This window comes from Pseudomonas sp. B21-053 (genome assembly GCF_026016365.1).
Taxonomy (GTDB): Bacteria; Pseudomonadota; Gammaproteobacteria; order Pseudomonadales; family Pseudomonadaceae; genus Aquipseudomonas; species Aquipseudomonas nunensis.
Map to the genome: position 1 here is coordinate 788,763 of NZ_CP087205.1, position 13,298 is coordinate 802,060.

Annotated in this window: 12 protein-coding genes; 3 read left to right on the forward strand and 9 right to left on the reverse strand. The window is 60.4% G+C overall.

The annotated features are described in order from the left end of the window. Window positions 1–47: 47 nt before the first annotated feature. Entirely contained in the window at window positions 48–1,427 is a 1,380-nt protein-coding gene (locus LOY68_RS03455) for an MFS transporter (RefSeq protein ID WP_265042898.1), read from the forward strand. A gap of 112 nt (window positions 1,428–1,539) precedes the next feature. Here LOY68_RS03455 and LOY68_RS03460 read toward each other — a convergent pair whose 3' ends face one another. From LOY68_RS03460 to LOY68_RS03470, 3 genes are all read right to left on the reverse strand, one after another. Further along, on the reverse strand, window positions 1,540–2,493 hold the full coding sequence (locus LOY68_RS03460) for an adenosine deaminase (protein ID WP_054043972.1): 954 nt from the start codon (window positions 2,491–2,493) through the stop codon (window positions 1,540–1,542). Window positions 2,494–2,574: 81 nt separating this feature from the next. After that, the gene (locus tag LOY68_RS03465; RefSeq protein ID WP_265042900.1) at window positions 2,575–3,540 is read right to left on the reverse strand and encodes an isopenicillin N synthase family dioxygenase; all 966 of its coding nucleotides are present in this window, start codon (window positions 3,538–3,540) and stop codon (window positions 2,575–2,577) included. A 143-nt stretch (window positions 3,541–3,683) separates the two neighbouring features. Next, on the reverse strand, window positions 3,684–4,766 hold the full coding sequence (locus LOY68_RS03470; protein ID WP_265042901.1) for a BMP family ABC transporter substrate-binding protein: 1,083 nt from the start codon (window positions 4,764–4,766) through the stop codon (window positions 3,684–3,686). 298 nt (window positions 4,767–5,064) lie between these two features. On the opposite strand from LOY68_RS03470, the gene LOY68_RS03475 reads away from it, so the two are divergent. Next, window positions 5,065–6,153 (forward strand): calcium:proton antiporter, encoded by a 1,089-nt coding sequence (locus LOY68_RS03475; protein WP_163908200.1) that lies wholly within the window; start codon window positions 5,065–5,067, stop codon window positions 6,151–6,153. 97 nt (window positions 6,154–6,250) lie between these two features. Here LOY68_RS03475 and LOY68_RS03480 read toward each other — a convergent pair whose 3' ends face one another. From LOY68_RS03480 to LOY68_RS03490, 3 genes are all read right to left on the reverse strand, one after another. Beyond that, the gene (locus LOY68_RS03480; protein ID WP_265042905.1) at window positions 6,251–7,609 is read right to left on the reverse strand and encodes an 8-oxoguanine deaminase; all 1,359 of its coding nucleotides are present in this window, start codon (window positions 7,607–7,609) and stop codon (window positions 6,251–6,253) included. Window positions 7,610–7,881: 272 nt separating this feature from the next. Then, window positions 7,882–8,568 (reverse strand): SDR family oxidoreductase, encoded by a 687-nt coding sequence (locus LOY68_RS03485; protein ID WP_265042906.1) that lies wholly within the window; start codon window positions 8,566–8,568, stop codon window positions 7,882–7,884. A 25-nt stretch (window positions 8,569–8,593) separates the two neighbouring features. Next, window positions 8,594–8,944, reverse strand: a complete 351-nt coding sequence (locus tag LOY68_RS03490) for a MerR family transcriptional regulator (RefSeq protein ID WP_054043966.1) — start codon at window positions 8,942–8,944, stop codon at window positions 8,594–8,596. A gap of 82 nt (window positions 8,945–9,026) precedes the next feature. On the opposite strand from LOY68_RS03490, the gene LOY68_RS03495 reads away from it, so the two are divergent. Continuing rightward, window positions 9,027–9,458, forward strand: coding sequence for a hypothetical protein (locus LOY68_RS03495; protein WP_265042908.1), 432 nt, complete (start codon window positions 9,027–9,029; stop codon window positions 9,456–9,458). Between the two features lie 55 nt (window positions 9,459–9,513). On the opposite strand, the gene LOY68_RS03500 is transcribed toward LOY68_RS03495, so the two are convergent. Genes LOY68_RS03500 through LOY68_RS03510 form a run of 3 tightly spaced genes read right to left on the reverse strand, consistent with a single transcriptional unit; the run spans window position 9,514 to window position 13,135 of the window. Continuing rightward, window positions 9,514–10,440 carry an ABC transporter permease gene (locus tag LOY68_RS03500; RefSeq protein WP_163908207.1) on the reverse strand — a complete coding sequence of 309 codons (927 nt, stop codon included), beginning with the start codon at window positions 10,438–10,440 and terminating at the stop codon, window positions 9,514–9,516. Continuing rightward, a complete protein-coding gene (locus tag LOY68_RS03505; protein ID WP_163908209.1) occupies window positions 10,440–11,546 on the reverse strand; it encodes an ABC transporter permease in 1,107 nt (368 codons plus the stop codon). Before LOY68_RS03505 ends, LOY68_RS03500 begins: the two co-directional genes overlap by 1 nt. 11 nt (window positions 11,547–11,557) lie before the next feature. Beyond that, the gene (locus LOY68_RS03510; RefSeq protein ID WP_265042910.1) at window positions 11,558–13,135 is read right to left on the reverse strand and encodes an ABC transporter ATP-binding protein; all 1,578 of its coding nucleotides are present in this window, start codon (window positions 13,133–13,135) and stop codon (window positions 11,558–11,560) included. Window positions 13,136–13,298 lie beyond the last annotated feature (163 nt).

A 13,298-nucleotide genomic window follows, 5' to 3' on the forward strand; every position in this document is an offset into this window, starting at 1 on the left:
CTATCGCGCACACTCGATCCGGGGACTTTCGGACGGGGGTGTTTGGCATGGAAATACAAGGATTCAGCGCAGCAGAACGCTTGGAACGGCTGCCCATCAGCGGCTATCACCGCATCATTTTCATCATCATTGCCCTGGCGTTTTTCTTCGACTCCATGGACTTGGCGATGATGACTTTCCTGCTCGGCTCGATCAAAACCGAGTTCGGCTTGAGCAGCGCACAGGCCGGATTGCTGGCCAGTTCGAGCTTCTTCGGCATGGTGCTGGGAGCGTCATTGTCCGGCATGCTCGCGGACCGCTTCGGGCGCAAACCGGTGTTCCAGTGGAGCATCGTGTTGTGGGGCATCGCCAGTTATTTGTGCTCCACGGCGCAGAACGTGGAGACCTTGACGTTGTTCCGTGTGCTGCTGGGAATCGGCATGGGCATGGAGTTTCCCATTGCGCAGTCGATGCTTTCGGAGTTGATTCCGGCCAAAAAGCGCGGGCGTTATATCGCGTTGATGGACGGGTTCTGGCCGCTGGGCTTCGTTGCTGCCGGGGTGCTCTCGTACTTCTTGCTGCCGGTGATCGGCTGGCGCGACATCTTCCTGGTGTTGGCGGTGCCGGCGGTGTTTGTCCTGGCGATTCGCTTCTTCATTCCCGAGTCACCGCGCTGGCTCGAACAGGCCGGGCGACATGACGCGGCGGACAAGGTGTTGCTGGGCATTGAACAGCGGGTTCGCACATCGTTGGGGCGCGCGGAGTTGCCGACGCCGATTCGCTTGCCACGGGTGGCGAGTACGCCGGGTAACTTCTTTTCCGCATTGCAGCAGATCTGGTCGCCGCTGTACCGCCAGCGCACGATGATGATCTGGAGCGTGTGGTTCTTCGCCTTGCTTGGTTTCTATGGCTTGACCTCGTGGCTCAGCGCTTTGCTGCAGCAGTCGGGTTTCGCCGTGACCCAGTCGGTGTATTACACGGTACTGATTTCCCTCGGCGGGATTCCCGGTTTCCTCATGGCTGCCTGGTTGGTGGAGTGCTGGGGACGCAAACCGGTGTGCATCGTGACGCTGCTGGGTGGTGGGGTGATGGCGTTTCTGTATGGCCAGAGTGCGGTGTTTGGCGGCAACGTCGGCCTGTTGATCACTTCGGGTCTGTTGATGCAATTCTTCCTGTTCGGCATGTGGGCGGTGCTCTACACCTACACGCCGGAGCTGTACCCGACTTCGGCGCGGGCAACGGGCTCGGGATTTGCCTCGGCGATCGGGCGCGTCGGTTCGTTGCTCGGGCCGTTGGTGACCGGGCTGGTGTTCCCGATTACCGGGCAGGGCGGGGTGTTCGCGTTGGGGGCGATGTGCTTTGCGATTGCGGCGGGGGTGGTGTGGTTGTTCGGGATGGAGACGCGGGGCAAGTCGTTGGAGGAGCTGACAGAAGCAACCGCGATCTAAAAAAAATGTGGGAGCGAGCCTGCTCGCGAAAGCGGTGTGTCAGTTAAACAAATGTCGACTGACACGCCCTATTCGCGAGCAGGCTCGCTCCCACAATGGTTATGCGGTGACCTTACGGTTTCACCAACCGCGCATCCAGGCTGTTCTGCGCCAGGCGCTTGGCCTGATCCTGGGTCATGCCCAGGTCGGTATACAGCGCATGGAAGTTCTCGGTGACGTAGCCGCCGAAGTACGCCGGGTCATCGGAGTTCACCGTGACTTTCACGCCACGTTCCAGCATGTCGAGGATGTTGTGCTGGGACATGTGATCGAACACGCAGAGTTTGGTGTTCGACAACGGGCACACGGTCAGCGGGATTTGCTCGTCGATGATCCGCTGCATCAGGCGCTCGTCTTCGATGGCGCGCACGCCATGGTCGATGCGCTGGATTTTCAGCAGGTCGATGGCTTCCCAGATGTACTCCGGCGGGCCTTCTTCGCCCGCGTGGGCGACGGTCAGGAAGCCTTCGTGACGGGCACGATCAAACACGCGCTGGAACTTGCTCGGCGGGTGACCCATCTCCGAACTGTCCAGGCCGACAGCCACAAACGCATCGCGGAACGGCAGCGCTTGGTCGAGGGTTTTCTGCGCTTCGTCTTCGCTCAAGTGGCGCAGGAAGCTCAGGATCAAACCACTGGTGATGCCCAGTTGCTGTTCGCCATCTTTCAATGCGGCAGCGATGCCGTTGAGCACCACTTCGAAAGGCACGCCACGGTCGGTGTGGGTCTGCGGGTCGAAGAACGGTTCGGTGTGAATCACGTTCTGCGCCTTGCAACGCAACAGGTAGGCCCAGGTCAGGTCGTAGAAATCCTGCGAGGTGCGTAAAACGTCCGCACCCTTGTAGTACAGGTCGAGAAACTCTTGCAGGTTGTTGAAGGCGTACGCCTTGCGCAGAGTTTCCACGTCGTCCCACGGCAGGGCGATTTTGTTGCGTTCGGCCAAGGCAAACAGCAACTCGGGCTCCAGCGAGCCTTCCAGGTGCAAGTGCAGTTCTGCCTTGGGCAGGGCGTTCAGCCAGTCGTACATGTTCGAATTCTCATCAGGTGCAATGACGGCATTCTACAGATGCTCGCCGCAACAATTGGTAAAACCTGACCAGACGGTTGATCAAACTGCTTCCGGTTCCCGTCGATAGGCGTAGGTATCGGCGAAGCGCGAGAGCAGGAATTCGGCGCAGGTGGTCGCGGGATATTTCGCCGGGTGCGCGGCATCCTGGCAACCGGGCAGGCATTCGATAGGCGTATCCGGGTGCGGTTCGGCGAAGAATGGCATCGAGTAGCGATCCACACCCAGCGGGCTGATCACCCGGTGTGGCGTCGACAGGTAACGGTCGTTGCTCCAGCGCGCCATCATGTCGCCGAGGTTGACCACGAACGTGCCGTCGATGGGCGGCGCGTCGATCCATTCGCCGTTCACATTGCGCACTTGCAGACCACCGGCCGCGTCCTGGTAGAGCAGGGTGATGCAGCCGTAATCGGTGTGGGCGCCGGCGCCTTGTTGTTCTGCGGAACTGGCGGTGTGGCGCGGTGGGTAATGGATCATCCGCAGCACGCTGACGGGTTGATTGAAGCGCGTGTCGAAGAAGTCGCGCTCGATGCCGAGCGCCATCGTCATCGCTCGCAGCAGGGTTTGGGCGAGGGCCTGCATGTCGACGTAATGCTGTTCCATCAGCGCTTCCCAACCGGGTAACGAAGGATGGCGATTGGGACCGCGCAGGGGTTTTTCTGCCAGTACGTCCGGGTGATCCGCCGACAGGTGCAGGCCCATGTCGAAGGTTTCTTTCAGGTCGCTGGGTTTGCTCGGGTCCAGTTGCTCGGTGGCGATGGCGCCGTAGCCGCGGTGATGCTGCGTCTGGGTGATGTCGATCTTGAGCTTTTCGGCGGCGGGTAAAGCGAAGAAGCGTTGGGCGTGGTCGAGCACCGCGTCGATGCGGGCAGCGCTGATCGGGTGCCCCTTGATATAGAAAAAGCCCCAGTTGCGGCAGGCGTGGTCGATTTGCGTGGCGATGGATTGCCAGGCGTTTTCGTCGGTGCTGTAGAGCGGGGCGATGTCGATGATGGGGAGTTGGTTCATGCGCAGTCCTCAAGAACGCTGAAAGTCTAATGTGGGAGCGGGCTTGCTCGCGAAGAGGGAGTGTCAGTCAAACTTTATGTGGCTGACACACCGCTTTCGCGAGCAAGCCCGCTCCCACACTGGATTTGTGTTGGGTTGGGGAATTACTTCGGAATATCGGCCTTCATGCCTTCAACGTAGTAGTTCATCGACGCCAGTTCCGCATTGCTCGCCGTTGCTCCCGCCGGAATTTTCACTGCACCGGCCTGATCCTTGATCGGCCCGGTAAACGGATGCAGCGCGCCGCTCTTGATGTCGGCAATGATCTGCTCCGCTTCGGCTTTCACCGGTGCCGGCACCAAATCGCTGATCGGCAATTCAACCGTGCCTTCCTTCAATCCGCCCCAGTAATCCTGGGATTTCCAGGTGTGGTCGAGCACGGCCTGGGTCGCCTGAATGTAATGCGGGCCCCAGTCGTTGACGATGGAGGTCAGCACCGCTTTCGGCCCGAAGTGCGCCATGTCCGAAGCGTAGCCCACGGCATAGACGCCGCGACGTTCGGCGGCCTGGATCGGCGCCGGGCTGTCGGTGTGCTGGAACACCACGTCCACGCCCTGGTCGATCAGCGCGTTGGCGGCATCCGCCTCTTTGCCCGGATCGAACCACGAGTTGACCCACACCACCTTGATTTCGGTGCCCGGGTTGTACTTGTTCAGGGCCAACTGGATAGCGTTGATGTCGCGGATTACTTCAGGGATCGGGAACGAGGCGACGTAGCCGATTTTCTTGGTCTTGGTCATCTTCGCCGCGAGGAAACCGCCGACGTAGCGACCTTCATAGGTGCGCGCCAGGTAGGTGCCGAGGTTCTTGTCCTGCTTGTAGCCGGTGGCGTGTTCGAAGGTCACCTTGGGAAATTGCTTGGCGACTTTCAGCGTCGGGTTCATGTAGCCGAAAGACGTGGTGAAGATCAGGTCGTAGTTGTCCTTGGCCATGTTGCGGATCACCCGCTCGGCATCGGCGCCTTCAGCGACGTTCTCCACGTAATTGGTGGTGATCTGCGAACCGAATTTTTCTGCGAGCGCCTTGCGTCCCTGTTCATGCTGATACGTCCAGCCGTGGTCACCGATCGGGCCGATATAGACGAAGCCGACTTTCAGCGGGTCGGCGGCACTCGCGGTCAGGCTGGCGCTCAGACCGATGGCCGCAGCAACGGCGCACAGCAGCTTCTTCAACGGACGTTTATGCATGAACTCGAACTCCATATTGTTTTGAGGATGGCGAGGTCAATGCAAATTGCTGACCAACAGGACAACAATAAATCCAAAACCGCGTAACGGCCTTCGCGGGCAAGCCTTGCTCCTACAAGAACGCTGCATGCCTGTAGGAGCGAGGCTTGCCCGCGAAGAGGCCCGCAAGTCCGATAAAAGTGCATGCCCTGGCACTGCTGCCATCCACTGGTGCGCTAAGGTGTAACGAAACGTTAGCGCCGCTCCGCAGTCAGTAGCTCATCACTCTGATTTCGCTCCACTGTGCAAAAGGCCTGCAATGCTCACACTCCTCAAGCAAGAAAAATTTCTGTTGCTGGCCCTGGTCGCCGCCGTTGTCGCGTATCCGCTGGAACCGTGGATGCTGCACAACGGCCAGCCCATCGCCCTGGTCGCCGGCCTGGTGCTGATCGCCTTCATCGTCGCCGCCTCGATGCGTGTGGCCCATCACGCCGAATTACTCGCTGAAAAAGTCGGCGATCCCTACGGCACGATGATCCTGACCCTCGCCGCCGTGCTGGTGGAAGTGGTGATCCTGGCGATCATGATGAGCAACGAAGCCTCGCCAACTCTGGTGCGCGACACGATTTACTCGGCGGTGATGCTCGACATCAACGGCATCCTCGGCCTCGCCGCGTTGATGGGCGGGATCAAGCATGGCGAACAGTCCTACAACGATGACTCCGCGCGCAGCTACAGCGTGATGATCCTCACCGCCATGGGCGTTTCGATGGTGGTGCCGGAGTTTATTCCCGAGGCCAACTGGAAGATCTATTCGGGGTTCACCATCGGCGCGATGGTCGTGCTCTACGCCTTGTTCCTGCGCATGCAGGTCGGGCCGCACAGTTATTTCTTCAGCTACAGCTACCCGGAAAAACGTCGCAAGAAAGTCCCGGAAGAAGCACCGGAGCCGGTCAACGTGACGCGCAGTGTCGCGACGCTGGTGTTTGGCGTGGTGGTGATTGGCGCCTTGGCCGAAGTGATGTCCAAGACCCTCGATCTGGGGTTGGAAGGCACGGGCGCACCACCGGTGATCACGGCGATTTTGGTGGCGGCGATTTCGGCGGCGCCGGAGATTTTGACCGCGTTGCGTGCGGCACTGGCCAATCGCATGCAGTCGGTGGTGAACATCGCCATGGGCGCGTCGTTGTCGACGGTGATCCTGACGGTGCCGGTGATGGAGGCGATGGCGCTCTATACGGGGCAGCCATTTCAGATGGCGATGACGCCGGTGCAGACGGTGATGATTTTTCTGACGTTGATTGTCAGCGCGATCAACCTGAATGACGGGGAAACCAATGCCATCGAGGGCATGACGCATTTTGTGTTGTTTGCGACGTTTATCATGTTGTCGCTGTTGGGGCTTTAAGAGCTTCGCGGGCAAGCCTCGCTCCTACAGGTTTTGCGCCATTCCCTTGGCTGGCGAAAACCCTGTAGGAGCGAGGCTTGCCCGCGAAGGCGTCCGATCAGACGCCAGCAATCAACTGCCGGGCCGCCTGGCTGTGATCCGCAATCAACCCCTTCAGATCCAACCCTTCAACCTGCCCATCAATCACTCGCCACTTGCCGCCGACCATCACCCGATCCGCGCGATCAGCGCCGCACAGCAGCAACGCCGACACCGGATCATGGCTGCCGGAGAATCGCAGTTCATCCAGCTTGAACAACGCCAGATCCGCCTGCTTGCCCACCGCCAGCTCACCAATATCAGTACGCCCCAGCAGACTCGCCGAACCTTTGGTCGCCCAACCCAGAACCAATTCCGGCGTGATCTTCTCTGCGCCGTAACGCAGGCGCTGGATGTACAGCGCCTGGCGGGTTTCCAGCATCATGTTCGACGCATCGTTGGACGCCGAACCGTCCACGCCCAGACCCAGCAACGCGCCCGCTGCAGTCAAATCCAGTGTCGGGCAGATGCCGGACGCCAGGCGCATGTTCGAGCTCGGGCAGTGGCAAATACCGGTGCCGGCCGCGCCGAGACGGGCGATTTCGTCCGGGTTGAAATGAATGCCGTGGGCCAGCCAGGTGCGCGGGCCGAGCCAGCCGACGCTGTCCAGATAATCCACGGTGCGCAGGCCGAAGCGTTGCAGGCAGAAGTCTTCTTCGTCGAGGGTTTCGGCCAGGTGCGTGTGCAGACGCACGTCGAGTTTGTTCGCCAGTTCGGCGCTGGCGGACATGATTTCAGGGGTCACCGAAAACGGCGAGCATGGCGCCAGGGCGATCTGGATTTGCGCGCCATCGCCACGCTCGTGGTACTCGGCGATCAAGCGCTGGCTGTCGGCGAGAATTACTTCACCTTCCTGCACGGTTTGCTGCGGTGGCAGGCCACCGTCCTTTTCGCCGAGGCTCATGGAGCCACGGGTCAGCATGGCGCGCATGCCCAGTTCGCGAACGCTTTCGACTTGTACGTCGATCGCATTCTCGAGGCCTTCGGGAAACAGGTAATGGTGATCGGCGGCGGTGGTGCAACCGGACAGCAGCAACTCGGCCAACGCGACTTTAGTGGCGAGGGCGAGTTTTTCCGGAGTAAGGCGCGCCCAGACCGGGTACAGGGTTTTCAGCCACGGGAACAACGGCTGATTGACCACCGGCGCCCAGGCGCGGGTCAGGGTTTGATAGAAGTGGTGATGCGTATTGATCAAGCCGGGCAGGATCACATGCTCGCGGGCATCGAAGACTTGTCCACAGGGCGTGGAAGGTTGCTGGCCAGCGGCGAGCACTTCGACGATCAAACCGTCTTGCAGCACCAGGCCGCCACGGGCATCGAGGCCATTGGCAGTGAAGATCGCGAGGGGATTTTTTAACCAGGTACGGGTCGCAGGCATGTTGGCCGGCTCCTCTGAAAGTGGGTTCAGGTTAGCCAGCTCAGTGATTACCCTGTCTGCTGATCCAGGGTCGTCGCGGGGGACGAGGTGCGAAGTTTCAAACAAAACGGCGTTGTGGGCAAGCCCGGTCCGACCAGACGACGCAAACCTCTGTCTGGAATGATTCCCTGTGGGAGCGGGCTTGCTCGCGAATACGGTGTGTCAGCGACATAAATGTTGACTGACACGCCCTCTTCGCGAGCAAGCCCGCTCCCACAGGGGGATTCGCGGTGTCACCAGGGAATCGTTTCGCCTTTGTAGTTCACAAAATAATGCCCGCCCTTGCCGGTGAACGCGTTCACTTGGTCAACCAGACCACGGGTGCTGGTTTCCACATCCAGATCCGCACCTTCACCGCCCATATCAGTCTTCACCCAGCCCGGATGCAACGACAGCACGGTGAGTTTCTGCTCGCCAAGTTGCGTGACGAAGCTGTTGGTCATCGAGTTCAGCGCCGCTTTGCTGGCCTTGTACAACGCCAGTTCCGGGGCGTCCGGTACGGTGACGCTGCCCAGCCCGGAACTCATGAACGCCAGCACGCCGCTGCCATCACGAATTTGCCCGACGAAACGCTGCGCGAGGTTGATCGGCGCCACGGCGTTGGTGAAAAACAGTTGCCCGACTTCGGCCAATGTCGCGCCACCCGGTGTCTGGACTTCCGGGCCCTTGACCCCGGCATTCACGAACAGCAGGTCAAACATTTCGCCCTTGAGCTCGTGGCTCAAGGCAATGACCGCTTGCTGATCATCCATGTCGAGCTTTTCAATCCGCACCTTGCCCAGCGCTTGCAGCGCCTCGGCTTTCTGCGGGTTGCGCACGGTGGCGGTGACTTGCCAGCCGTCGGCCAGCAAGGTTTTTACCAGGCCGAGGCCAAGGCCCCGGGAGGCGCCGATGATAAGTGCGGTTTTTGCCGTGGACATGAGTGGCTTCCTTGATAAATGAGAATCACGGATTTAAGGGACAACGCTGACCGAGCCGTTGCTGCAACTCAGTGCGCAGCGCGCCGAGTTCTTCCATTCGGGTTTCGATCAGCTTGAGCTTGTCTTGCAGCAACTGCGTGACGGCGCTGTCGGGATCGGGCGATTGCCACAACGCAGCAACGCTATTACCGATCTCGCCGAGGGTAAAGCCCAGTCGCTGAGCGGTCTTGATGTAGAGCACCAGTTGCACCATGTCCGCCGGATAATCGCGATAACCGTTGGCGCTGCGTTGCGCCGCGATCAACCCGCGCTGCTCGTAGAAGCGCAGCGTGTCGCGGCTGACGGCGCTGGCCTGGGCTAATTCACCGATGCGCATCATGACGTCTCAAAGGGGCTTGACCCTGGAGCATACTCCAGGCTTTAGCCTTGTTGCTCCCTGAATTTATGGAGCAATACCGATGTGGACTTCAACGCAATATCGCCGAGTGGTGCGCGGCAGCGCCTGGTATGACTTGATCGTGACGGCGGCGTTTGTCACGCCGTGGAGTTTTGCCGCTTTGCATGGATTGCTGTCGGGTTTGAGCCAGGCGTTGAATTTGCCCGGTGAACTGCCGGCGTTTGAGCCGATGCATATGTTGATGGCGAATCTGTTGGGGTCGATTGTGTGTGTTTGGGCGGTGTTGCGGATTCGCGATCCGCAGCAGGTGTTTGGGCGGTATGACGCGGCGGGCCGGTTTTTGTTTTCGGCCTGGCAGCTGTATGCCTTGCTGCATGACGCCAGTTCGCTATTGGTGATTTTCTTGGTCTTTGAATTGGCGTGGGGCGTGGTTCAGGTGTTGCCGGTGCGGACGCCTTCGCGAGCAAGCCCGCTCCCACAGGGAGTTGTGTGAACCCGATCCAATGTGGGAGCGGGCTTGCTCGCGAAGAGGCCGGGCCTGCAAACGGCTAATGGCCACCCTGCCACGGCTGCCCCAACGACACCGGCGCATACAACCGCGTGCGCAGCGCATCCCGGGACAGCAGCACCAACACTACAATGGTTGCGACATACGGCAGCATCGCCAGCAAACTCGATGGAATCGCCAGCCCCAATCCCTGCGCCACCAAATGCAGGATGCTGGCGAGTCCAAACAGATACGCCCCAAGCAGCAATCGCCACACTCGCCAACTGGCAAACACCACCAGCGCCAGGGCAATCCAGCCACGCCCGGCGCTCATGTTCTCCGCCCACATCGGCGTATACGCCAGGGACAAATACGCGCCAGCCAACCCGGCCATCGCCCCGCCAAATAACACCGCCAAGGTGCGCACACCCAATACCGGCAAGCCCATAGCACTGGCAGCATCAGGGTTTTCCCCGACGGCTTGAATGATCAACCCGACGCGGCTTTTCAAAATCACCCAAGCCACCACCGCAAACAGCACGAACGACAAATACACCAACAGATCCTGGGCAAACAGCATCCGCCCGATCAGCGGAATCTCGCTTAAATACGGGATCGCTACCGGCTCAAAACCCGCCAGCGGTTTACCGACCCACGCCGCGCCAACAAAGGTCGACAAGCCCACACCAAAGATCGTCAGCGCCAGCCCGGTGGCCACCTGATTGGCGTTGAACACCAGCGCCACCAAGGCAAACAGCGATGACAACAGCATCCCGGCGAGCATCGCCAGCAGCACGCCGAGCCACAGATTGCCGCTGTTCAGCGCAACGATAAAACCGATCACCGCACCAAACAGCATCATGCCTTCCTGGCCCAGATTGAGGACGCCGCTTTTCTCGCAGATCAGTTCGCCCAGCGCCACCAGCAGCAACGGCGTACCGCAACGGACCATGGCGTAGAAAATATTGCTCAGCAGATCGATATCCATCACAGCGCTCCTGCGGTTACGGCGGCGACCGGCGCACGACGCGCCCAGCGCACATTCAAACGCGGTCGGTAGAGAATCAGCACATCACTCGCCAGCAGGAAAAACAGCATCATCCCCTGGAACAATTGGGTGATCGCTTGCGGCAGGTTCATGCTCATCTGCGCGCTCTCGCCACCGATGTACAGCAGCGCCATCAGCAGGCTGGAAAACAGAATGCCGATGGGATTCAGCCGTCCAAGAAACGCCACCGTAATCGCCGCGTAGCCGTAACCCGGCGAGACTTGCGGCACCAATTGACCGATCGGCCCGGTGACTTCGCAGACCCCGGCCAACCCGGCCAACCCGCCGCTGATCAACAGCGCCAGCCAGATCAGGCGCTTCTCGCGAAAGCCGACAAACCCTGCCGCGCGCTTGTCCAGACCGAGCACTTTGATCTGGAAGCCGACAAAGCTTTTCTGCAACAGCACCCACACCGCGACCAGTGCGAGCAGGGCGAAATACACCCCGGCATGCACGCGACCGTCCTCCATCAACAACGGCAAGCGGCTGGCATCACCGAACATCGCCGACTCCGGAAAATTAAACCCGGCCGGGTCCTTCAACGGCCCGTGCACGCAGAACAACAGCAAGTTCAGGGCGATGTAATTGAGCATGATGCTGGTGAGGATTTCGTTGGCGTTGAAGCGTGTACGCAACCACGCCGTGAGCCCGGCCCACGCAGCGCCGGCGAGGGTGCCGGTGAGCAGGATCAACACCAGCGCCCAGCGACTTTGCATGTCAATAATGTTCACCGCCAATGCACTGCCGGCCAAGGCGCCGAGCAGCAGTTGACCTTCTGCGCCGATGTTCCAGATTCGTGCCTGATACGCCACCGCCAGGCCCAACGCGCAGAGCAGGATCGGCAGGGCTTTGACCAGCAATTCCGAGACGCCATACAAGTCGCTGATCGGTGCGATCAGCAGCGTGTGCAACGTCAGCAACGGATCGTGCCCCAGCGCGATAAACAACAGCGAGCCGCAGCCCAAAGTCAGTGCCGCCGCCAGCAACGGCGAGCACCACAACATCAGGCGCGATTGCTGGCCACGGGGTTCGAGAGAAAGCAGCATGTGAAACTCCGTTAAACCGTTGCAGAGACAGGTGATTGAGGCGCGTCGAACTGGCCGGCCATCCAGCCGCCGACGTCGGTCAGCCGGGTATCGATGGTTGCCCGCAGCGGTGACAGTCGACCGCTGCACAAGGCGCCGAGGCGGTCGCCAATCTGGAACAGTTCATCGAGGTCTTCGGAGATCACCAGGATCGCCGCGCCGGCATCGCGCAAGGCAATAAGCGCGCGGTGAATGGTCGCCGCCGCACCGACGTCCACGCCCCAGGTCGGGTGCGCGGCCACCAGCAATTTCGGTTGCTGGAGGATTTCCCGGCCGAGAATGAATTTCTGCAGGTTGCCGCCGGACAGGCTGCGGGCCGCCGTTTGGGTGTCGGGCGTCTTCACGCCGAAGCGGCGAATGATCTCTTCGGCCAGCGCCTCGACCTTGCCGCGCTGGATCAATCCCTGGCTCACCAGCCCTTGTTGAAATGCAGTAAGCAGGGCGTTGTCGGCCAGGCTCAACTCGGGCACCGCGCCATGACCCAAACGTTCGGCGGGCACGAAAGCCAGGCCGAGTTTACGCCGCGCATCGGGGCGCAAATGGGCGACGGCTTGCCCGGCGAAACTGATGGTTTGCGCTGCGTTGCGGTTCAGCCGTTCCTCGCCGCTAAGCAACGCCAGCAACTCATCCTGACCGTTACCGGCAACTCCGGCGATGCCGACAATTTCGCCGCTGCGCACTTGCAGGTTGAGGTCTTTGAGCGAGCAACCGAACGGGTCCGGGTTGTGCCAGGACAATCCATTCACGCTCAAAAATGCCGCGCCGCCGATGACCTTCGGGTAGTCGGTGATCAGCTCGGCCGCTTCGCCGACCATCAACCGCGCCAGTTGCTGATCCGAGCACTCGGCCGGCACGCAATGCCCGGCCACCCGCCCGCCGCGCAGCACCGTGGCGCTGTGGCACAGCGCCCGGACTTCACCGAGTTTGTGGCTGATAAACAAAATGCTGCAGCCTTCGGCGGCCAGTCGGCGCAGGGTGACGAACAATTCGTCGGCCTCTTGCGGCGTCAGCACCGAGGTCGGTTCATCGAGAATCAGTAGGCGGATGTCCTGCATCAGGCAGCGAATGATTTCTACGCGTTGGCGTTCGCCGATCGAGAGGCTGTGGACAAGTCGCTCCGGCTCCAGCGCCATGCCGTAGCGCTGGGACACTTCACGAATTTTCGGTTCAAGCTGTTTCGGCGTCCCGGCCGCCGCACCCATGGCCAACGCAATGTTCTGCGCCACGCTCAAGGTTTCGAACAACGAAAAGTGCTGGAACACCATGCCGATCCCAAGCCCCCGCGCCTGGGCCGGATTGCGCATGCTTACCCTTTGCCCTTGCCAGATCACTTCCCCGGAATCGGCGTGGATGACGCCGTAGATGATCTTCATCAGCGTGCTTTTGCCCGCTCCGTTTTCGCCGAGCAAGGCATGGATTTCACCGGGGGCGATGCTCAAGTCGATGGCATCGTTGGCCAGGCAACCGGGGTAGCGTTTACTGATGTTGCGCAGTTGCAGGCGCGGGGTTTGATTCGGGATCGGATCGGGGATCGGCACGGGGTTGGGCATGACTGGCTCGGGTCGATTGGAGTTATGCCTGTGGACAAAGCAATTTTCTGGCCATTGAGTCAGGAATTACGTAAAGCCATGCGGTTCAGCACGTTAGAGATGTGCATCGAACTGTTTCGCGTCTGAATCAAGCACCACTTGAGGGCAAGGTCTTCGATTCAAG

What these genes read in the sequence shown, in the direction of transcription:
- LOY68_RS03455 (WP_265042898.1), top strand. Translation starts at nt 48, where the DNA reads ATGGAAATACAAGGATTCAGCGCAGCAGAACGCTTGGAACGGCTGCCC.
- LOY68_RS03460 (WP_054043972.1), bottom strand. Translation starts at nt 2,493, where the DNA reads ATGTACGACTGGCTGAACGCCCTGCCCAAGGCAGAACTGCACTTGCAC.
- LOY68_RS03465 (WP_265042900.1), bottom strand. Translation starts at nt 3,540, where the DNA reads ATGAACCAACTCCCCATCATCGACATCGCCCCGCTCTACAGCACCGAC.
- LOY68_RS03470 (WP_265042901.1), bottom strand. Translation starts at nt 4,766, where the DNA reads ATGCATAAACGTCCGTTGAAGAAGCTGCTGTGCGCCGTTGCTGCGGCC.
- LOY68_RS03475 (WP_163908200.1), top strand. Translation starts at nt 5,065, where the DNA reads ATGCTCACACTCCTCAAGCAAGAAAAATTTCTGTTGCTGGCCCTGGTC.
- LOY68_RS03480 (WP_265042905.1), bottom strand. Translation starts at nt 7,609, where the DNA reads ATGCCTGCGACCCGTACCTGGTTAAAAAATCCCCTCGCGATCTTCACT.
- LOY68_RS03485 (WP_265042906.1), bottom strand. Translation starts at nt 8,568, where the DNA reads ATGTCCACGGCAAAAACCGCACTTATCATCGGCGCCTCCCGGGGCCTT.
- LOY68_RS03490 (WP_054043966.1), bottom strand. Translation starts at nt 8,944, where the DNA reads ATGCGCATCGGTGAATTAGCCCAGGCCAGCGCCGTCAGCCGCGACACG.
- LOY68_RS03495 (WP_265042908.1), top strand. Translation starts at nt 9,027, where the DNA reads ATGTGGACTTCAACGCAATATCGCCGAGTGGTGCGCGGCAGCGCCTGG.
- LOY68_RS03500 (WP_163908207.1), bottom strand. Translation starts at nt 10,440, where the DNA reads ATGGATATCGATCTGCTGAGCAATATTTTCTACGCCATGGTCCGTTGC.
- LOY68_RS03505 (WP_163908209.1), bottom strand. Translation starts at nt 11,546, where the DNA reads ATGCTGCTTTCTCTCGAACCCCGTGGCCAGCAATCGCGCCTGATGTTG.
- LOY68_RS03510 (WP_265042910.1), bottom strand. Translation starts at nt 13,135, where the DNA reads ATGCCCAACCCCGTGCCGATCCCCGATCCGATCCCGAATCAAACCCCG.